Annotated in this window: 14 protein-coding genes and 1 pseudogene; 11 read left to right on the forward strand and 4 right to left on the reverse strand. The window is 66.3% G+C overall.

What is annotated here, in order from left to right; all coding sequences use genetic code 11:
* Positions 1-265: 265 nt before the first annotated feature.
* From LXM88_RS02040 to LXM88_RS02080, 9 genes and pseudogenes are all read left to right on the forward strand, one after another.
* Positions 266-1,168 carry a GNAT family N-acetyltransferase gene (locus LXM88_RS02040; protein ID WP_262531540.1) on the forward strand — a complete coding sequence of 301 codons (903 nt, stop codon included), beginning with the start codon at positions 266-268 and terminating at the stop codon, positions 1,166-1,168.
* Between the two features lie 662 nt (positions 1,169-1,830).
* Positions 1,831-3,078, forward strand: a complete 1,248-nt coding sequence (ltrA, locus tag LXM88_RS02045; RefSeq protein ID WP_262531542.1) for a group II intron reverse transcriptase/maturase — start codon at positions 1,831-1,833, stop codon at positions 3,076-3,078.
* Positions 3,079-3,163: 85 nt separating this feature from the next.
* The gene (locus tag LXM88_RS02050) at positions 3,164-3,484 is read left to right on the forward strand and encodes a hypothetical protein (protein WP_262531543.1); all 321 of its coding nucleotides are present in this window, start codon (positions 3,164-3,166) and stop codon (positions 3,482-3,484) included.
* A gap of 100 nt (positions 3,485-3,584) precedes the next feature.
* Positions 3,585-3,853 (forward strand): annotated as a pseudogene (locus LXM88_RS02055) (aldehyde dehydrogenase family protein); the annotation flags it as partial.
* Between the two features lie 276 nt (positions 3,854-4,129).
* Positions 4,130-5,407, forward strand: coding sequence for an NAD(P)/FAD-dependent oxidoreductase (locus LXM88_RS02060; protein ID WP_262531544.1), 1,278 nt, complete (start codon positions 4,130-4,132; stop codon positions 5,405-5,407).
* Between the two features lie 74 nt (positions 5,408-5,481).
* A complete protein-coding gene (locus LXM88_RS02065) occupies positions 5,482-5,790 on the forward strand; it encodes a (2Fe-2S)-binding protein (protein ID WP_262531545.1) in 309 nt (102 codons plus the stop codon).
* On the forward strand, positions 5,772-7,193 hold the full coding sequence (locus LXM88_RS02070; RefSeq protein WP_262531547.1) for an FAD/NAD(P)-dependent oxidoreductase: 1,422 nt from the start codon (positions 5,772-5,774) through the stop codon (positions 7,191-7,193). Before LXM88_RS02065 ends, LXM88_RS02070 begins: the two co-directional genes overlap by 19 nt.
* A complete protein-coding gene (locus LXM88_RS02075) occupies positions 7,193-8,344 on the forward strand; it encodes an NAD(P)/FAD-dependent oxidoreductase (RefSeq protein WP_262531549.1) in 1,152 nt (383 codons plus the stop codon). Before LXM88_RS02070 ends, LXM88_RS02075 begins: the two co-directional genes overlap by 1 nt.
* A gap of 11 nt (positions 8,345-8,355) precedes the next feature.
* Positions 8,356-8,847, forward strand: a complete 492-nt coding sequence (locus LXM88_RS02080) for a helix-turn-helix domain-containing protein (protein ID WP_262531550.1) — start codon at positions 8,356-8,358, stop codon at positions 8,845-8,847.
* Positions 8,848-8,931: 84 nt separating this feature from the next.
* On the opposite strand, the gene LXM88_RS02085 is transcribed toward LXM88_RS02080, so the two are convergent.
* The 3 genes from LXM88_RS02085 to LXM88_RS02100 all read right to left on the reverse strand — a co-directional run bounded on the left by LXM88_RS02085 (position 8,932) and on the right by LXM88_RS02100 (position 12,820).
* On the reverse strand, positions 8,932-9,312 hold the full coding sequence (locus LXM88_RS02085) for a cupin domain-containing protein (protein WP_412524094.1): 381 nt from the start codon (positions 9,310-9,312) through the stop codon (positions 8,932-8,934).
* Positions 9,313-9,645: 333 nt separating this feature from the next.
* Positions 9,646-11,994 carry a sensor histidine kinase gene (locus LXM88_RS02095; protein ID WP_262531553.1) on the reverse strand — a complete coding sequence of 783 codons (2,349 nt, stop codon included), beginning with the start codon at positions 11,992-11,994 and terminating at the stop codon, positions 9,646-9,648.
* The gene (locus tag LXM88_RS02100; RefSeq protein WP_262531554.1) at positions 11,987-12,820 is read right to left on the reverse strand and encodes a response regulator transcription factor; all 834 of its coding nucleotides are present in this window, start codon (positions 12,818-12,820) and stop codon (positions 11,987-11,989) included. The genes LXM88_RS02095 and LXM88_RS02100 overlap by 8 nt, the downstream gene beginning before the upstream one ends.
* 1,456 nt (positions 12,821-14,276) lie before the next feature.
* Here LXM88_RS02100 and LXM88_RS02105 point away from each other — a divergent pair.
* Entirely contained in the window at positions 14,277-18,665 is a 4,389-nt protein-coding gene (locus tag LXM88_RS02105; protein WP_262531555.1) for a YadA-like family protein, read from the forward strand.
* A 44-nt stretch (positions 18,666-18,709) separates the two neighbouring features.
* Positions 18,710-19,111 carry an outer membrane protein assembly factor BamE gene (locus tag LXM88_RS02110; RefSeq protein ID WP_262531556.1) on the forward strand — a complete coding sequence of 134 codons (402 nt, stop codon included), beginning with the start codon at positions 18,710-18,712 and terminating at the stop codon, positions 19,109-19,111.
* Positions 19,112-19,365: 254 nt separating this feature from the next.
* Here the strand turns inward: LXM88_RS02110 and LXM88_RS02115 are convergent, their stop codons facing one another.
* The gene (locus LXM88_RS02115; protein ID WP_262531557.1) at positions 19,366-20,112 is read right to left on the reverse strand and encodes an SDR family NAD(P)-dependent oxidoreductase; all 747 of its coding nucleotides are present in this window, start codon (positions 20,110-20,112) and stop codon (positions 19,366-19,368) included.
* Between the last annotated feature and the right edge of the window lies 1 nt (position 20,113).

The raw sequence follows: 20,113 nt of genomic DNA on the forward strand, positions 1-20,113 counted from the left end.
GATCCATCGTGCCCGGGATCGATTCGTCGCGCGATCGGGCGCGGTGCCCGCATCGCGCATGCGGATCAGTCGCGACAGGCGTTCGCCGGTTGATAAGCATTACGAATATATTATTTTCTATATTCGATTTCGTGAACATGCCGGTACGATGCGTGTGCCGCGAAAGCACGGGCGTAGATGCCGGCTCGTCGAACATCCGGTGAGAACGGCTCGCGCCGTCGTTCGCACCCGGTTGCGGAACGGTGCCATTTGGAAGGATCGCTTGATGAAACAGGAACTCGTGATGAACGATTCTCGCTCGATGACGGAGCTTCGCTATCGAAGGTTCACCGCGGCCGATATACCCGCGGCCCACGCTCTGTCCATGGCGCTTCGCTGGCCCTTCAGGCTGGAAGACTGGCAGTTTTCCGCCGACACGTCGATCGCGTTCGTGGCCGAGGAACGCGGCGTGGTCATTGGTACGGCGATGTGCTGGAAGTTCGGCTCGGACCGCGCTTCCGTCGGGCACGTCATCGTGTCGTCCGCACACCAGGGCAGAGGTATCGGCCGCGAGCTGATGGAGGCACTCCTCGAAGAACTGGGGCCGCGCATCACGTTCCTGCATGCGACGCCGGCCGGCCTGCCACTCTACGAGAGGCTCGGTTTCAACGTGTGCGGATCGCTGGACCAATATCAAGGGAACGTGAGTCAGCCTGCCGCGGTTGCACTGCTCGATGGCGAGAGACTGCGGGCCGGGACGCCTGCCGATTTGCGTTGCCTCGTCGAACTGGACACGCGCGCTTCCGGCCTCGAGCGCGATGCGCTTTTGTCGGCATTGTCGAAGCGCGGGAAAAGCGTCGTGCTCGAGCGCGACGGCGAAATCGTCGGATTTTCGGTGCTGCGCCACTTCGGTCGCGGTTACCTGATCGGCCCGGTGGTCGCACGGCGTTCGACCGACGACGCGCATGCAAGGGCCCTGATCGGCTATTGGATGAGCGGATTGGATAACGAATTCGTTCGCATCGACGTACCTTCGGGAACGAGTTTGCCGGACTGGCTCGGTGCTCAGGGATTGACGCGAGTGGACACCTGCTCGAAGATGGTTCGCAACGCGCTCGCGGCAGCACACGGCGGTGCGCTCGATCCGGCATGCGGGCTGTACGGGCTAATCAGTCAAGCGATGTTGTAGGCCACGGCCGCGCACCCGGCGGCAGCCGTTCGCGTCCATCAAAACCGTAATCGCGCCCTGAGGCCAGCCGGAAAACATGGAAGCCGGTGTTTCGTAAAGGCGGCCTTGATTTCAGTGCAATGTGTGCCAAGAACGCGGGCATCAACTGACCGATGCTTGCGATGCTTTACCGAAGATGAGGGACGGCCCCTCGAAGTCGGCTTGCAGGAGCAGGCTTCAAACCGCCACAAGCTGCGTGGGTAAAGAGCCCTCGTGGTGAGCGTTGTTGGAAAAGCCGGGGGCACTCCCGGCAGGTGGGAGTCAAAGAGACGAACGTGAGTGAACCGCTGATGACGTGTCGTAAAAATCATATTCGATGTCAAAACCGGGGGGATTGCATGCTCCGGGACAAGTTTGGGCGATGCCTGCTGACGGCCCATTCGGCATCCGGCATAAAGGCGGCGTGACTTTGACTCAGGCTTCGGTAAGGAACTTGGGAACCTGTCGTCCCGATGCGAAGGGAAAAATCCAAGCGGAAGGCCTCCGCAAGGATGAGAGTACCGATGCGGGACACAGGGGCGGAGACGTCCGTAGTAGGGTTGAGGGGCCCGTAATGGGACTGGACCGAAGGGGCGTCATCGTCTGGCTTTATCCTGCGGGCAACCCGCAAGGGGAGGACCCGCATGGATAAGGCAAAACCGTTTTGTATTTCCAAACGTGAGGTGTGGGAAGCGTATCAGCAGGTGAAGGCCAACCGTGGGGCGGCGGGCGTGGACGGGCAGTCGATGGCGGAGTTCGAGGTGGATCTGAAAAACAATCTGTATCGGATCTGGAATCGCATGTCTTCCGGCAGCTACATGCCGCCGCCGGTTCTGCGGGTTGACATACCCAAAGCGGGAGGTGCGGGTACGAGGCCGTTGGGGATACCGACGATCTCTGATCGCATCGCGCAGACGGTGGTCAAGCGATATCTGGAGCCGCTCGTGGAGCCTGTGTTCCACAGCGACTCATACGGGTATCGTCCCGGACGTTCGGCGCATCAAGCGCTCGACGCGACCCGGCAGCGATGCTGGGAGTACGAGTGGGTGCTGGACCTCGACATCAAGAACTTCTTCGGCAGTATCGAATGGGACTTGATGATGAGGGCGGTGCGTCGCCATACGGATTGTGCGTGGGTGCTGCTTTATATCGAGCGCTGGCTCAAGGCGCCCGTGCAAATGCCTGACGGGTCTGTGGTGCATCCGGACAGGGGCACGCCGCAAGGCGGTGTCGTCAGTCCATTGCTGGCCAACCTGTTTCTCCACTACGCGTTTGACCGGTGGATGCAGAAGCATCACCCGGGTGTGCCATTCGAACGTTATGCTGATGACGCCATCTGTCATTGCAAGAGCGAAGCGCAGGCGCGCGAGCTCAGGCAGGGACTGGAGAAGCGGCTGATCGAATGCAAGCTGGAACTGCATCCGGAAAAGACCAAAATCGTGTACTGCAAGCAGGCCAACCGGTCAGCCAGCTATCCGCTCTGTCAGTTCGACTTCCTGGGCTATACGTTCAGACCGCGAAGTGCCAGGAATCGGATGGGTAAGTTGACGGTAGGCTTCCTGCCTGCGGTCAGCAACAAGGCTGCGAAGGCGATTCGGCAGCAATTGCGTCGCCGCAGTGCATTGCACCGTCATGATCTGAGTCTGTCTGAGTTGGCGGACCGAACGCGTCCGACCTTGCTTGGCTGGATTCAGTACTACGGTCGATTTTATCGGTCCGCACTGGGCCAGGTACTCCTTGCGGTTGATGCCGCTCTGGTCCGTTGGGCTCAACGGAAATACAAACACCTCCACGGCCGGAAGGTGCGCGCCGCAGCATGGTTGAAGGACATTAAGTCCCGGCAGCCGAGCTTGTTCGCGCATTGGGTTATGGAGACTACGGTTGGACGATAGGAGCCGGATGAATCGAGAGGTTCACGTCCGGTTCTGTGAGAGCGTGCGGGTGCGATTCCCGTGCGCTACTCGACGCGTGCCAGGAATGCGGACATCAACCGACCGATGCCCGCGATGCTTTACCGAAGATGAGGGACGGCCCTTCGAAGCCGGCTTGCAGGAGCAGGCTTCAAACCGCCACGAGCTGCGTGGGGAAAGCGCCCTCGTGGTGAGCGTCGTCGGAAAAGTCGGCGGCATGAAAATCGTGATCGATGTCAAAACGGCGTTGTCACGTCATTGTCTTGCCCGCGACGAAATACCGTGCGCCGCGCGCGTTTCTCGTGCGCTGGAAATCCTCCGACGATTCGCCGCGCAGCAGGGCGTGAACCGACCCATGTCATCCGGACTCAGTCCGCTTTCCGGGTAACGACCAATCCCCGGCACGCTTGCGCCTCCGACACTTCAACTTGACAACGCCGCGGCGACCATGGCGGCATGCGTGCAGTCGGGCACGAAACCCGTCGCGCTCGCCGGCCGTGCGCGACGAAATCTTCGGGCCGGTATTGACCGTGCAGACGTTCGACGACGAGGCGCTCGCGCTCGCCGCGCACTGCGGGTGATGCGCGGCCTCGAGGCCGGCACCGTGTGGATCAACCGCTATGGCCGCACGTCGGATTTCGTGATCCCGACCGGCGGCTACAAGCAGTCGGGCATCGGCAAGGATCTCGGCCGCTACGCGTACGAGGCGAACCTGCGCTTCAAGAGCGTGCTGATCGACATGTCGGTGGAGGCGTGACGAATGGCGCCGGCGCGTTCCATCACCGGATCGGACGGCATTCGGCCGGTGCGCGCGGGCTGCCGCGCGCGGCTTGCGCATGGTGTGCTGCCGCGGCCGCGCAAAACAGCGGATGATGCGCGCGCCGCGCGCCAATACGCGGCAACTCCGCTTTTTGACGATGATTAAATGGTGTTCACCGGGCGGCCATCGCCCGATCGCGAACCTGCGGCGACAGGCGGGCCGGCGCGCCGCATGCACGTCGTGCGCGGCGCCTGAATGCTCACGAAGGATCCGATGAAACTCGAATCGTACTGGCTGGATACCCGCCCCGATTTTCGCGCCGGCAGCGAAGGGCCCGTCGAAGGGCGTGCCGACGTGGTCGTGATCGGCGGCGGTTTTACCGGATTGTCGGCGGCGCTGGCGCTCGCGCAGCGCGGCGTGTCGGTCGTGGTGCTCGAAGCCGCGCAGGTCGCCGCAGAGGCATCCGGCCGCAACGGCGGCCAATGCAACACCGGCGTTGCGCAGGACTACGCATCGCTGGCCGCGCGAATCGGCGCCGAGCAGGCGAAGCAGTTCTATCGCGCATATGAGAGCGCGGTGCGAACCGTCGAATCGATCGTTGGCGAACAGGCAATCGACTGCGATTTCCGGCGCGCCGGCAAGCTGAAGCTTGCCGCGAAGCCGCAGCATTTCGCGGGGCTCGCGAAGACCTTCGACGTATTGCGGCGCGACGTCGATCCGGACATCGAACTGATCGAGCCATCGCGGATTCGCGATGAAGTCGGCTCCGACGGCTTCCACGGCGGCCTGCTGCAGCGCAACGGCGCGCAGATGCACATGGGCAAGTTCGGCGTCGGGCTCGCGCAAGCGGCCGTGCGGGCCGGCGCGCGCATCTACGAGCGGGCGGCCGTCACGCAGCTCGAGCGGCTCGATGGCGAGCGTCACACGATCACCTGTGCGCGCGGCACGATCGTGGCCGATCGCGTGCTGGTGGCCACGGGCACATCGCAGCAGGGGCCGTTCGCGTGGTTCCGGCGGCGCATCGCGCCGGTCGGCAGTTTCATCGTCGTCACCGAACCGCTGCCCGACGAGCAACTGAACCGGCTGCTTCCGCATCGCCGCGCGTACGTGACGTCGCGCCAGATCGGCAACTACTTCCGCGTGACGCCCGACAACCGGCTGCTGTTCGGCGGCCGCGCGCGCTTCGCGATGTCGAGCCCGCGCTCCGACGCGAAAAGCGGCGACATCCTGCGCGCCGGGATGGCCGAGTATTTCCCGGCGCTCGCGGACGTGCGGCTCGACTATTGCTGGGGCGGGCTCGTCGACATCACCGCCGACCGCCTGCCGCGTGCCGGCCAGCACGACGGCGTCTATTACTCGATGGGCTACAGCGGCCACGGCGTGCAGATGTCGGTGCACATGGGCCGCGTGATGGCCGACGTGATGTATGGCGCTGCCGCGGCGAATCCGTGGCGCGAACTCGACTGGCCGGCGATACCAGGCCATTTCGGGCACGCGTGGTTCCTGCCGTTCGTCGGCGCGTATTACCGGCTGCAGGACATCCTGCACTGAATGATGAAAACGATGGAAAGACGCACGACGGGCCGGCCGGTGGGCGGCGCGCTCGCGCGACAGGAGGGTTGGATATGACAGGGCGATTCGTTCGTCTCGCCGAAACCGGGCGCCGTCCGGTGGCGTTCCGCGTCGACGGCCGTACGGTGAACGGGCTCGAGGGCGATACGCTGCTCGTCGCGATGCTGACGCAGACGGGCCACGTGCGGCAGTCCGAGTTCGGCCCCGAGGCGCGGGCCGGTTTCTGCCTGATGGGCGCGTGCCAGGACTGCTGGGTCTGGACGGCCGACGGCGAGCGCCTGCGCGCGTGCACGACCGTCGTGCAGCCGGGCCTCGACATCGTCACCCGCCAACCGGAGGCGCAATGGTCGAATCACGCGTAATCGTCGTCGGCGCCGGGCCGGCCGGCGTGCGCTGCGCGCAGACGCTGGTGGAAGCCGGTGTGCGGCCGCTCGTGATCGACGAAGGCCGGCGCGACGGCGGCCAGATCTACCGTCGTCAGCCCGACACGTTCTCGCGCCCGTACGACAAGCTGTACGGCACCGAGGCCGCGCGCGCGAAAGACCTGCACGACACGTTCGAGCGCCTGCGCGCGTCGCTGGACTACGCGCCCGACACGCTGGCGTGGAACGTGTCCGGCGGCGCGCTCTATACCGCGCACGACGGCGCGTCGGTGCGCCACCCGTACGACGCGCTGGTGCTGTGCCCGGGCGCGACCGACCGGCTGATGCCCGTCAAGGGCTGGCAGTACGCGGGCACGTACAGCCTCGGCGCAGCGCAGATCGCGCTGAAGGCGCAGGCATGCGCGATCGGCGCGAACGTCGTGTTCATGGGCTCGGGCCCGCTGCTGTATCTCGTCGCGAACCAGTACGTGCAGGCCGGCGCGAAAGTCGCGGCCGTGCTCGACACGTCGCCCGTGACGAACCGGCTGCGCGCGCTGCCGAAACTGCTCGCGCGGCCCGACGTGCTCGCGAAGGGCATCGCGCTCACGCGAGCGCTGAAGCGTGCCGGCGTGCGCATCGAGCACGGGATCGAGCCGCTCGAGATTCACGGCGATCCCGCGCAGGGCGTGTCGGCCGTCGGTTTTCGCACCGCCGCCGGCACCGCCGCGCGCATCGATTGCGACGCGGTCGCACTGGGCTACCACCTGCGCGCCGAGACGCAGCTCGCGGATCTCGCCGGCTGCGCGTTCCGCTTCGACGGCGACACGCGGCAATGGCTGCCGCAGCTCGACGACCTGGGGCGCAGCTCGGTCGCGGGCGTCTATCTGGCCGGCGACGGCGCGCGCGTCCTCGGTGCGGATGGCGCGGAAGCGGCGGGCCGCCTTGCGGCGCTCGCGCTGCTGACGGATCTCGGCCGGCCGGTCGACGCGCGCGCGGTCGCCGCGCTGCAGCGCGAACGCGCGAAGATGGACCGTTTCCGCGCGGGGCTCGCGCAGGCGTTTCCGTGGCCCGCGCAACAGGCCGCGACGCTGTCCGACGACACGATCCTGTGCCGTTGCGAGGGCGTGAGCGTCGGCGAGCTGCGCCGCGTGATCCGCGACGAAGGCGCGTGCGACGCGAATCGCGCGAAGGCGTTCAGCCGCGTCGGGATGGGGCGCTGCCAGGGCCGCTACTGCGGCCACGCGGGGGCCGAGGTGATTGCCGCCGCGGCCGGCGTGCCGCTCGAGGCGGTCGGCCGCCTGCGCGGGCAGGCGCCCGTGAAGCCGCTGCCGGTCGCGCTGCGCGCGGCGGGCGAGCCGCCCGCGCCGCGTGACGAAGCCGTGACGATGAAGGGGGACGAGTGATGCGGGCCGATGCGGATGTCGTGATCGTGGGCGGCGGCTTCATGGGCGCCGCGGCCGCGTTTTTCCTGCGCCGGCGCGGCCGCTCGGTGATCCTGCTCGAACGCGGGCTGATCGGGCAGCAGGCGAGCGGCGTCAATTTCGGCAACGTGCGGCGCCAGGGCCGTTACCTGCCGCAACTGCCCCTCGCGAACCGTTCCCGCGAGATCTGGTGCCGAATGCCCGAGCTGATCGGGCACGACGCCGAATTCCTGCAGACCGGGCACGTTCGCGTGTGCTACCGGCAGGAGCAGGACGACATGTTCGACGCCTACGCGCGCGACGCCGCGCAATACGGGCTGAAGCTCGACCTGTATCGCGGCGCGGCGATGCGCGCGAAGTTTCCGTTTCTCGGCCCGGAGGTGCTGAGCGCGTCCCATTCGGCGCTGGACGGCCACGCGAACCCGCGCCTCGCCGCGCCGGCGTTCGGCCGTGCGGCGGCGCGTGCGGGGGCGCGGATCGAGGAGAACACCGCGATCGCGACCGTCGAGAAGGACGGCGGCACGTTCCGCGCGACGAGCGTGGACGGCCGCGTGTTCTGTGCGCCGAACCTGCTCGTGACGGCCGGCGCGTGGGGCAATCAGCTCAGCACGCAGTTCGGCGAACCGGTGCCGATCGCGGTCAACGGGCCGCAGATGTGCGTGACGGAGCCCGTCCCGTATTCGATCCTGCCGGCCGTCGGCGTATCGTCGCCGCATATCGAGGAAGTCGTGTACTTCCGGCAGGTCGCGCGCGGCAACATCGTGATCGGCGGCTGCGCGCGCGCGCCGGCCTATCTCGACGAACGGCGCGCGAAGGTGCTGCCCGAGAGCACGCTGCTGCAGTTCACGCAGCTCGCGCGCGTCGCACCGGCGCTGACGCGGCTGAACATCATTCGCGTATGGAGCGGTGTCGAGGGCTATATGCCGGACGACCGGCCGATCATGGGACGCAGCGCGAAGGTCGACGGGCTGTATTACGCGTTCGGCTTCTGCGGGCACGGCTTCCAGCTCGGCCCGGGCGTCGGCGACACGATGGCGGAGCTGATCGACACGGGCGCGACGAGCACGCCGATCGAGCCGTTCGCGATCGGGCGCTTCGCGATGCCGGCCGACGCGACGCACGCGACAACCTGACGGAGCCGCGCATGGGAGACCTTTTTCATCCTGCAGGCGAACCCGCTGCGGCCCGCCCGTTCGGCGTTGCGCAGCCCGTGTCGAGTGCCGTCGGCGGCGCGCTGCGCATCATCGAGACTTCGTACGCGCAGCCGTTGAGCATCGAGGCGCTCGCGGCGGCGGTCGGGCTGAGCGTGTCGCGTTTTGCCGCGCGCTTTCGCAACGAGCTGGGCGTGTCGCCGCATCGCTATCTGTGCCTCGTGCGCGTGCGGCGCGCGCAGGACCTGCTGCGCGCGGGGCTGCCGCCGTCGGTCGTCGCGACCGAGGTCGGGTTCTTCGACCAGAGCCATCTGTGCCGCCATTTCAGACGGGTGCTCGGGCGCACGCCGCGCGATTACGTCGACCGGCCGAACGCGGCCCGACCGAACGCGGCCCGGCCGAGCGGCGCGCCGGGCTCGGCGTCGGGGCGGCGCGCGGCGCCGGCGCGCGAGCAGGGTGCAGGCAGCACGGCGGCTTCGGCCTGACGTTTCGCGCGTATCGGGGCTTCGGCGCTGGTTCGGCACCGACATGTCGGCTTGGGAGGGATCGGTCCAAGCCGACGGATGAACTCAGCGCAACCCGCCCAACTGCTCGTCGATCGTCCGTGTCAGCGGTGACTCGACGTCGCCGGTGTGCTTCGTCTGAACGGGTTCGATCAGGACGATCCAGCATTCGTCGTCAGCGACCGGATTGTGCAGCGTGCCTCTCGGCACCACGTGCATCGAACCCGCGGGCAGATCGACGATACGGCCGCCTTCATATTCGATCTTGAGGTGTCCGCGCACGACGAAGAACAGTTCATCCTCGTGCGCATGGTCGTGCCAGACGAGCTGCCCGCGTACTTTTGCAACCTTCACGTATTGATCGTTGACCTGTGCAACGACTTTGGGCGACCAGTATTCCGACACGTCGCCGAATGCGGCTTCGAGGTCGAATGATTCGGCAAACACATTGACAGGCACGGTTGTCTCCTTGCAGGGGGGCGAAACGATCCGGGCCGGGGTTCTGGCTGGCGTTGGAATCGGCCTGTTCGCCAGGGTTTCGCTTGCCGATGAACTCCGGCATCCGGACATGATCATGATTCTCGACGAATTCATCAGCGAGATGACGGATGTCAGTCTCATCTGGCCGAAACGTCGATGTGTCCCGGCGCGCGTGCGCCGGGCGACGGCGTTGTTTGCCACGGCCATTCCACCGCGCGTTCGAGTCAACGGAATCGTTTCGTGCAGGCGGCGTCGTTCGGGTGCGTCGCGACCGGCGCCGAAGCGTTCGCGTCCGCACTGTCAGGCCGGTTCGGCCGAGTCCGTCTCGGCATCGAATGACGTCTCGGCAATACGTGCGCGTTTCAGCGTGCCGGCCAGCTTCTCGATCGCGTGCAGATCGAGCGCGTCGAGGTGCTCGCGCATCGCCTGCACGAACGCCGCATGATCCGGCTCGTGCGCAAACCGATCGAGCCATTCCTCGATATCGGTGAGCCGCCCGTCGCCGGCGAGCAGGATCAGCGCGTCGAGCGCATCGTCGGACGGGCCGTGCGGCAAGGGCGCGGCGATCTCCGGTTCGGTATCGTCGGCCGGATGAAACCGCCGGACGAGTTCCGACACCGGCACGAGCGCGTGCCCGACTGCCGGCGCGACGATCGGGAACGAGAACGACGTGCCGACGCCCGGCCGGCTGGCGACGGCCAGCTCGCCGCCCATCGCGCCGACGATGCGCTGCGCGATGAACAGGCCGAGCCCGGTTCCGCCGTTCACGGCCTGCACCTGCTGGTACGCGCGGAAGATGTCGCGGGTGCCGCTGATGTCGATGCCGATGCCCGTATCGGCGACCTCGAACAGCAGGCGCCACGCATCGCCTTCCCGCGACGCATGAACCGACAGCGTGACCGTGCCGTCGCGCGTGAATTTCGATGCGTTGGACAGCAGGTTGAGCAGCACCTGCTGCAACCGCATCCCGTCGATCGACACCATGCGCGGCAACGGCGTGGCCGGCCGGTAGACGAACCGGTTGTCCTGCTGCGCGCACAGCGCGAGCGCGTAGTGCGCGATGTCGTCGAGCAGTGCGGGCAGGTCGGTCGTGTCCGGCGACACGCCGAGCGGCTGCAGCTCGGCCTTGGTGAACGCGAGCAGTTCGTCGATCAGCGCGAGCTGGTAGCGGATGCTGCGGTCGATCGACCGGATCAGCCGCGCCTGGCTGCGCGTCGCGCTTTGCAGCAGCAGCTTCGCGTAGCCGTTGATCGTGGACAGCGGCGCGCGCAGGTCGTGGCTCACATAACCGAGCGTCTCGATCTTCTGCTGCATGTGCGTCGTCACCTGCTGCAGCGCGTCGTTGAGCGCGACCGTGCGCCTCGCGACTTCGTCGCGCAGGCGATCCTGTTCGGTGAGCTGGAAATGTTCGAGCCGTTTTCTCGCCTCGGTGCGCTGGCGGCCCACGTGGTGGATCCACGCAGCCAGCACCAGCAGGTGCGTGGCGAGCCCGATGATCGCGATGACGGGGTTCGGATAGATGTCGGACTTGAGCCACAACAGGAACGGCGGCAGCGCGTCCATGCCGTCGAGCGTGCGCAGCAGCATGTTGAAGCCGGCGAGCGTAATCGCGATCAGCATCACGCGGCCTGTCGGCGTCCGGCGGATCGCGAGCGTCAGCGCGATGCCGAGGTTCACGATCCCCAGCACGGCGTTCAAGCGCAGGCAGAACCACGTGAAGGTCAGCAGGTCGCCGAACGCGGCGCCGGCCATTCCCGCGCATTCGAGGCCGAGGATCGTCAGGTAGACGGCGCGTATCGGGAGGCGCGCCTTCTCGCGATGCGCGACCAGCAGAATGAATACGATGAAGAGCGAGATCGCCAGGTACGCGAAGATCACCTCGCCGCGCGCCGACCACTCGCGCGCGCCGGGCGACAGAGCCAACGCCGTGTATCCGCGGTACGCCGCTTCGAACAGCGTCGTGCTCAGCGCCATCGCGGCCAGTACGTGGAACACGCTGCTGCGCGAAAAGAACCCGATCAGCAGCGCGCACCATACGAGTGCGAGCAGCCCGCCGAAGAAGCCGAAGTCCCACATCGCGGCGCGCACGTCCTGCGCATGCCATGCTTCGCGGGCGAACGCGGCCGGCGCGAGCCGCATTTCCTTGCGCGACGTGACGCGGATCAGCACGCGGATGCTTTCACCGGCGCGCAGCGTGACGTCGAGTGCCGGGTACCGCGATGGCGGCCGGTTTGCATCGCCGTCGGCCTCGGCGGCGGGGAAGCGGCTGGCGAGCGTCCAGTGCCCGTCCTGGTGGATATAGAAGCCGGCATGGTCGACGCGCGCGTCGCGAATCGCCAGTACCAGCGGGCGCGCCGTGCTGTCGCGGTTGGTCAGCGTTGCGCCGACCCACCATGCCGACCGGGAAAACTCGACGTTGAACGATGGCGTGGTTGCTGCGGAGCTACCGCGTGTCGGATCGGCGAGCCGGGCGTCGACCTGATCGGCGGTCAGCGTCGTGCTGGCGTCTTCGAACACCGACACGGCTTCCAGTTGCGCCGGGTCGGGCGCCGACGCGGCCCGGGCCGTCGCGCAGGTGACGGCCATCGCCATCAGAAGCAGCAGCAACGCGCGACATCCGGCTGCCCATGCCGCGTATTGCCTACGCATCGTGACGGTGCTCCCCGGGCGCGGGCGGCGCATTGACCGCATGGCGCTGGCGGCGCCAGTCGGACGGCGTGATGCCGAAGCGTTCGCGGAACGCCGTCGCGAAATTGCCGGGCGTGGAAAAGCCGATTTCCTCGGCGATGTCGCCGATTCCCATCGACGTCTCCGCGAGAAAGTGCATCGCGGCGCGCAGGCGCGTGTCGCGCAGATACTCGAACACGGTCTGGCCGAGATGGTCGCGGAACACGCGGGACAGGCGCTTTTCGTGCGTGCCGACCTGTCTGGCGAGATCCTCGAGCGCCGGCGGATGGCGCAGGTCGCGCAGCAGCACCTCGGTCGCCGCGCGCACGAGCGCCGCATCGGGTTTGTCGGGCAGTTCGGGCAGGTGCGCAAACGGCTGGCTGCGCCCTGCGCGCTTCAGGTGATTGCGGATCCGCGCAATCACTTCGGCCGGTTCGAACGGTTTGACGATGTAGTCGATCGCGCCGGTTTCGAGCCCGGCGATGCGATCCTCGAGATCGCTCGCGGCCGTCAGGATGATCACCGGAATGGATTGCGTCGACGGCGTCGACGCCAGCAGCCGGCACGCGGCGAACCCGTCCATGCGCGGCATGCGGACGTCCATCAGGATCAGGTCGGGAGAGATGGCCTGCGCGCGGTGATAGGCCTGCAATCCGTCGAACGCGACGCTGATTCGGCACCGCGCGGCACGCAGGATCTCGGTCAGGAGCCGCAGGTCGTTCGGGCGATCGTCGACGACAAGAATATGTGCGTCAGCGAGATCCGGCGTGGAGCGAAGCGATGCCGGACTGGACAAGCGGGATGACATGGTTGCGGGCGGGTAGGGAAGTAGACCTGACAGGCTGAAAGCATCGCTATGTGCACGATTGTTGCGAAAAATTATATGTCGGCAACAGCGACGATTGTGAGGATACCGTGCGGCCCGTGTGGGCATATCCGATGGGGTGCGACGCGTTTCCGGCAGCGGCGCTCCGGGGGACGGAAAAGAAGTGGAAAAACATGCCGAATTACCTTTTAATATCGGTCTTTATTTCCGGTTTATCTGATGGCCAATCTAATTGGCCCGGGCGATGAATCCGGATGCGTTGTGTCGAGGGGGCGATGGCATCCAGAGTAAATCGGGAGTGACAACTAAAGGTTATCGCGATTAATATTTTATTGATGCGCAGTCAATATTTCTTTTGCTGATAATCCCGATTTCGTGCCGGAATGTATGAATGTAAATGCCGTCCGCTCGGGAAAAGGGTTTGTCCGCTCGGGAAAAGGTTTGTTTGGACGAATGCCCGCACACTAGCCCCGGCGCGGCTGGAATCGGTTCTTCGAGGTGACCGGTTTTGCGCAAACATCCTGTCGCCGTCGCATTCCGTGACATGCAATATTCAATGTGACATTGAATGATGGAATTCCCGAAGTATGGGAATGCGGCGGCGGACGAATCACTGGCACGAGGGTAACGCAAACTTCATAATTTTCCGAATGTGTTGATATATAAGATGAAACGGAGAATTGTGGGGTTTGTCGGGGTGTGAAGCATCTGGCAAGAAGAAATCGTCAAGAAAATTCGATCGATTAATTCGGTGCAGGGGTCGTTCGGCAAGCCATCGGCTCTTTTCCGGAAATCCGGAAAGTGCGTTTGACGACCGAACGGGTAGGGGTGAGCGGCTTCGCGTTGGCAGCCTGGCGGTTTGATTCGTCCGGGCGCGATCGTGCGCGGTGCGCTATCGAATCAGGCGGGCACGAAAAATATGAGCACGACAGGCACGACAGGCATGGCAGGCCAACGCATCGGTTCGCACGAACCGGCGGCGCATGCTTCAGACCCGGGGACTACGCAGTGTCATCCTCCACCTGAATGAACCATGACGGGCCGCCCCGAGGCTGGGGCCGGCATCCGTCCATCCGGCGTCCGAACGACGCTTTCCCATGAAATTCGAAGTCGCCGCAGGTTCGGTGCGACGGCGCACGCGCGCGGATTCGCGGTGCGCGGGGCATCGCGAATCCGCCTTTCCTGCGATGTCGGCTTTCGTGAGTCGATAACTGGCGATCGTCGCCGCGTTTCGTGCCGAAGCGCACGTGCGGCGTGCGTTCGCGCGATCGCGATGGCGATCGGGAATGTCGTGCAGTGTTGTTCGAGCATTTATTTAGCTATCCAAAGTGAAGAACGGAGCGTCGCAAGACGGGCGGGAACGCAGCAGGATGCGTCGTCGCTTGTCGATGCGTTCGCTGTTGCGTCATTCAGCACATGAGAACCGAGGGAACACGAGATGAACAAGTCGTTCAAGTCGATCTGGAACGAAGCATTGGGGGCCTGGGTGGCGGCGTCCGAGCTTGACCGTGCGCGCGGCAAGCGCGTCGCGTCGTCGCGTAGCACGGCGGAACGCGCCGCGCTCGGGGGCGCGTCGACACACGCGGGAATGCCTTCCGCTCCGTCGCTACGGCGGCTGGCCGTGCTGATGGCATCGGCGTATCTCGGCTTGTTCCATGGTGCCGCGCATGCGCAGTACGCGCAGGATGGCGGGTCGGCAACCGGCGGCATCAGTTCGATCTCGATCGGCGTCGGTTCGAGTGCCGCGCAGCAGAATTCCACCGCATTGGGCAACCTGGCGACGGCGCAGGGTGTTTCGGCCACTGCGCTCGGCCCGGGTGCTCATGCGATGGGCGACGCTTCGACGTCCGTCGGCATCAACTCGCAGGCGACCGGCGTCAATAGCTCGGCGTTCGGCGTGCAGGCGATCGGCAGCGGCGATTACTCGGTTTCCATCGGCAATCTGTCGAGCGCGACCCAAAGCGGCGCGGTGGCGATCGGCAGCGGCGCAGCCGCGACCGGCGTGTCGGCCGTCGGGCTCGGCAACAATGCGCTGGCGTCCGGCCAGTATGCGGCTGCGCTCGGTCTCGGAGCGAGCGCGGTCGGGGTCCAGAGTATCGCGCTCGGCTACGCGTCGCATGCCACCGATACGGGAACGGTCGCGATCGGCAACCAGTCGACGAGTTCGGGCGCAGCCGGCGTTGCGGTGGGCAGCGGCGCGCTGGCGTCCGGCAATTCGGCCGTCGCGATGGGCGTCAACAGCGGCGCAAAGGGCGGCACGTCGATCGCGATCGGCTGGGGTGGCACGGCCGGCGTGCCCGGATCGGGCACGCAGTCGCTCGGTACCAGCTCGATCGCGCTCGGGTCCGGCACGACGGCCGGCGCCAATCAGTCGATGGCGCTCGGCCTGAGCGCCAATGCGGCGGGCGTCAGTTCGATCGCGGCAGGCGTGCAGGCGACCGCGACGCAGCAGTTCGCGGTCGCGCTCGGCAATCTCGCGCTCGGGAGCGGCATATCGGCGACGGCCCTGGGCCCGGGTGCGACGGCGTCGGCCACGAATGCAACGGCGATCGGCATCAACAGCGTCGCGGCAGCGGGTTCCACCATCGCGATCGGCGACAGCAACTCGGTCGCCGCGGCCGCGGGAGCGGGCTCGATCGCCGGCGGCAACAGCTCGAAGGTGCTGAGCGGTCTCGGCGCCGTTGCGCTCGGCCTGGGCCAGACGGTCAGCGGCAACGGCGCGGTGGCGATCGGCGACCCGAGCACCGCGATCGGCACCGGCGCGGTCACGGCCGGTTCGAACAACACCGCGAACGGCAACGGCGCGGTCGCGATCGGCAATTCGAACAACGCGCAGGGCACCGGCTCGATCGCACTCGGCAACACGTCGACGGCCGCGGCGGCGGGCGCGCTGGCGTTCGGCGCGTCGGCGGTGGCGAACAACGCGGGCGATGTCGCACTCGGCTCGGGTTCGACGACGGCCGCGCCGAATCCGACGGCAAGCGCGGTGATCGGCGGCGTCACGTACAACTTCCAGGGCACGTCGCCGACCAGCGTCGTCAGCGTCGGCGCGGCGGGGAGCGAGCGCCAGATCACCAACGTCGCGGCCGGGCGCATCAGTTCGGCGAGCACGGACGCGATCAACGGGTCGCAGCTCGCTGCGACGAATCAGGCGGTCGATTCGCTGTCGACGTCGACCGCGTCGAGCATTACGTCGTTGTCGACGGGTGTGTCGTCGCTGTCGACCGGATTGAGCTCGACCAACAGCTCGGTGACGTCGCTGTCCACGTCGACGTCGACCGGCATCAGTTCGTTGTCGACCGGATTGAGCTCGACCAATAGTTCGGTGACGTCGCTGTCCACGTCGACGTCGACCGGTATCAGTTCGTTGTCGACGGGGCTGAGTTCGACCAATAGCTCGGTGACGTCGCTGTCTACGTCGACATCGACGGGTATCAGCTCGCTGTCGACCGGCCTGAGTTCGACCAATAGCTCGGTGACGTCGTTGTCGACTTCCACGTCGACCGGCCTGTCGTCCGCGAACAGTTCGATCACATCGCTGTCCACGTCGACATCGACGGTCGTCGGCTCGCTGTCGACGGGCTTGAGTTCGACGAACAGCTCGGTCACGTCGCTGTCGACGTCCACATCGACCGTCGTCGGCTCGCTGTCCACCGGCTTGAGTTCGACGAACAGCACGGTCACGTCGTTGTCGACCTCCACGTCGACGGGTATCAGCTCGTTGTCCACCGGCCTGTCGAGCACGAACAGCGCGGTCACGTCACTGTCGACGTCGACGTCGACGATCGTCGGTTCGCTGTCCACGGGCGTCGCCTCGCTGTCGACCGGCCTGAGCACGACGAACAGCAACGTGACGTCGCTGTCCACGGCAACGTCGACGAGCATCGGTTCGCTGTCCACCGGCCTCAGTTCGACGACGAGCTCGATCTCGTCGCTGTCGACATCCACGTCGACCACCGTCGGCTCGCTGTCCACCGGCCTGTCGAGCACCAACAGCAACCTGACGTCGCTGTCCACCGCGACGTCGACGGGCATCGGTTCGTTGTCGACCAGCCTCAGCTCGATCGGAGCGAACAACACCAATCTCGGCAACAGCACGGCCGGTGCGCTCGGCGGCGGCGCGACCTACAACCCGACGACCGGGACGATCTCGGCGCCGTCGTACGTGACGTACAACAGCGACGGTTCGACGACGATCAACAACAACGTCGGTTCGGCGATCGACAACATCAACGCGCACGGCACCAAGTATTTCCACGCGAACTCGACCGCGCCGGACAGCCAGGCGCTCGGCGTCGACAGCGTCGCGATCGGCCCGAACGCGGTCGCGAAGGTGGACGGCAGCATCGCGTTCGGCGCCGGCTCGGTGGCCGATCGCGCGACGGTGCCGGCTTCCGGCATCATCCGCAACGGCAGCGCGTCGATCCCGTTCAACACGACCGACCAGACGCTGCTGGGCGCGGTATCGGTCGGCGACGCGACGAGCAGGACGTATCGCCAGATCACCAACGTCGCGGACGGCACCGGCCAGCAGGATGCGGTGACCGTGCGGCAGCTGGCCGGCGCGCTGCAGTCGTTTGCGGTCACCACCACGAGGTATTTCCATGCGAACTCGACGGCCGTGGACTCGCTCGCGGTCGGTGCGGATTCGATCGCGGTCGGCCCGACGACGGTCGTCAACGGCGATCACGGCGTGGGCATCGGCAACGGCGCGATCGTCGACGCGACCGCACCGGGCGGCGTCGCGATCGGGCAGGCGGCGAGTTCCGCGCAGGCCGATGCGATCGCGCTCGGCAGCGGCGCGACGGCCACCGGCGCGCAGTCGGTCGCACAGGGCGCCAACGCGGTCGCGGCCAGCGTCGGCAGCGTCGCGCTCGGATCGGGCGCGCGCAGCAACGCGACCGATGCGCTCGCGCTCGGTGCCGGCGCCACGGCGACGCTGGCGAACAGCGTCGCGCTCGGCGCGGGTTCGCTGACCACGGTCGGCGCGCTGACGAACTACATCGCGTACGGGCTGAGCAGCCCGCAGTCGTCATCCGGCGAAGTGAACGTCGGCAACCGGCAGATCACCGGCCTCGCAGCCGGCAAGAGCGGCACCGACGCGGTGAACGTGTCGCAGCTCGATTCGGTCGCCAACCAGCTGACGACGCTGATCACCCAGCGCACGTCCAACCTCGGCGGGTCGTACACGACGAATCCGAGCGGCACGAACGTGACGCCGGGGTCGACCGGTGCGAACTCGTCCGCGGGCGGTTCGGGCGCGGTCGCATCGGGCTCGAACAGCACGGCGGTCGGCAACGGATCGCTGGCGTCCGGCAACGGGGCGACCGCGATCGGGGTCGGGTCGACCGCGTCGGGCAGCAATTCGGCCGCGATCGGCACGGGCAGCAACGACGGCGGGCGCTCGAACGTCGTCGCGGTCGGCTCGGCGGATTCGGCGCGCCAGGTCGTCAACGTCGCGGCCGGTACGCAGGGCACCGATGCGGTCAACGTGAACCAGCTCAACGCCAGCGTCGGCAACACGCTGTCGCAGGCGAACAGCTATACGGACGGCCAGGTCGCCAGCCTGCGCAACAGCCTCGACAGCTACCGCCGCGATGCGGATGGCGGCACGGCGACGGCGATGGCCGTGGCCGGCCTGCCGCAACCGTCCGGGCCCGGCAAGAGCATGGTCGCGCTGGCCGGCAGCGTGTATCGCGGCCAGTCGGGGCAGGCGCTGGGCATTTCGACGATTTCGGAGAACAACCACTGGATCTACAAGGCGGCCGTCTCGACCAACACGCGCGGCACGTATGGCGCGGTGGTCGGTGCCGGGTATCAGTGGTGAGCCGCGGTGCGCGCCGTTTCCCTTTCATTCAGACGATGCCAAACATGAACGCACACATTGCAAAGTTCGCGGCCGCGGCACTGTTCGCCGTCGCCGGCCTGACCGGATGCGCCACGCAGCAGGGCGATCCGCCGTTCCCGTCGCCCGAGTCGGCCACGCTGCCCGAGGGCACGTATCCGAATCTCGCGAACCTCGCGCAGGTCCAGCCGGGCGTGACGAAGAACCAGTTGTACGAACTGCTTGGGCCGCCGCATTTCCACGAGTGGATCTTTCACGTGCGGACGTGGAACTACCTGTTCCAGTTCCGCGACGCCGGAAAGGTCGCGACCTGCCAGTATCAGGTTCAGTTCGATTCGGATAATCGTGTCGTGAAGACGCGGTGGGATAAGGCGGAGTGTGAAGGCTTTGGTGGGAAGGGGGGGGTAAGGAGGGCTGACGCTGTCTGACCGGCCTTCGGGTCGGTTGCGGGCGCCGATGGGCTGAGGCCATCGAGCGCCCGCAACTGCATTGCCGCCTGGTATTGCTGCACGGAAATGGAATGGGTGGGACTGTACGGTTGCTGAATTGCCGAGACTGGCCTGACTGAAGCTGTATGCGCGAGCCCGAAGGGCGGCAACCGAGCCTGAGCGGTCCTTTGAATCCGTAGAAGAATATCGGACGCGCAAACCAACTGCCATGTAGTTGGCGCGCATCCCGGCGCTCAAAGTCTCGAACCGCCGTCGACGCGCAGCGTGTCGCCCGTCACCCAACGTGCGTCGTCCGACGCGAGGAACACCGCGGCTCCGGCGATGTCCTCAGGTTGCGCGACGCGTTTGAGCGCCTGCATACCGAGGGCGAAGTTTCGACCCGCATCGGTTTTGGCGAAGTTCGACATATCGGTTTCGACGATGCCCGGCGCGATCGCATTGACGCGTATGCCGCGCTCACCAAGCGTTGACGCGAAATGCCGCACGAGTGTGTCGATCGCGCCTTTTGTCGCAGCGTAGGCCGACAGGTTATTGACCGAGGCGCGCGCCGCGAGTGACGAAAGCAGAATCACACTGCTGTTCTCGCCGAGCACGGGGAGCAACTGTTGCACGAGGAAATAGGGAGCACGCACGTTCACGGCAAAGAGGTTGTCGAAGTCTTCGATCGTCGTCTCTTCGATGCTAGCCGCCTTCGAGATGCCGGCGTTGGCCACGAGAATGTCCAGCCGGTCTCCGACGAATTCGCAGACCTGCTTTGCGAGTTCGTGCGGACCGTGCGTGGCACGCAAGTCCGCCGCGACCTTGTCGGCATGGCCACCCGCAGCGCGGATCGCTGCAACCACTTCGTCCGCGGCGTTCCCGGCACTGCCGAAATGAATCAGCACCCTCGCGCCAGCCTCGGCGAGCGCGAGAGCGATGGCGCGGCCGATTCCGCGCGATGCGCCCGTGACCAGCGCGGTTTTTCCGTTCAGATGGGTCATG

The sequence above is a fragment of the Burkholderia sp. S-53 genome (assembly GCF_025560745.1).
GTDB lineage: Bacteria > Pseudomonadota > Gammaproteobacteria > Burkholderiales > Burkholderiaceae > Burkholderia > Burkholderia pyrrocinia.

Excerpts from the sequence above, each read along its gene's own strand:
- LXM88_RS02040 (WP_262531540.1), top strand. The coding sequence starts at position 266 with ATGAAACAGGAACTCGTGATGAACGATTCTCGCTCGATGACGGAGCTT.
- ltrA (WP_262531542.1), top strand. The coding sequence starts at position 1,831 with ATGGATAAGGCAAAACCGTTTTGTATTTCCAAACGTGAGGTGTGGGAA.
- LXM88_RS02050 (WP_262531543.1), top strand. The coding sequence starts at position 3,164 with ATGCGGACATCAACCGACCGATGCCCGCGATGCTTTACCGAAGATGAG.
- LXM88_RS02060 (WP_262531544.1), top strand. The coding sequence starts at position 4,130 with ATGAAACTCGAATCGTACTGGCTGGATACCCGCCCCGATTTTCGCGCC.
- LXM88_RS02065 (WP_262531545.1), top strand. The coding sequence starts at position 5,482 with ATGACAGGGCGATTCGTTCGTCTCGCCGAAACCGGGCGCCGTCCGGTG.
- LXM88_RS02070 (WP_262531547.1), top strand. The coding sequence starts at position 5,772 with ATGGTCGAATCACGCGTAATCGTCGTCGGCGCCGGGCCGGCCGGCGTG.
- LXM88_RS02075 (WP_262531549.1), top strand. The coding sequence starts at position 7,193 with ATGCGGGCCGATGCGGATGTCGTGATCGTGGGCGGCGGCTTCATGGGC.
- LXM88_RS02080 (WP_262531550.1), top strand. The coding sequence starts at position 8,356 with ATGGGAGACCTTTTTCATCCTGCAGGCGAACCCGCTGCGGCCCGCCCG.
- LXM88_RS02095 (WP_262531553.1), bottom strand. The coding sequence starts at position 11,994 with ATGCGTAGGCAATACGCGGCATGGGCAGCCGGATGTCGCGCGTTGCTG.
- LXM88_RS02100 (WP_262531554.1), bottom strand. The coding sequence starts at position 12,820 with ATGTCATCCCGCTTGTCCAGTCCGGCATCGCTTCGCTCCACGCCGGAT.
- LXM88_RS02105 (WP_262531555.1), top strand. The coding sequence starts at position 14,277 with ATGAACAAGTCGTTCAAGTCGATCTGGAACGAAGCATTGGGGGCCTGG.
- LXM88_RS02110 (WP_262531556.1), top strand. The coding sequence starts at position 18,710 with ATGAACGCACACATTGCAAAGTTCGCGGCCGCGGCACTGTTCGCCGTC.
- LXM88_RS02115 (WP_262531557.1), bottom strand. The coding sequence starts at position 20,112 with ATGACCCATCTGAACGGAAAAACCGCGCTGGTCACGGGCGCATCGCGC.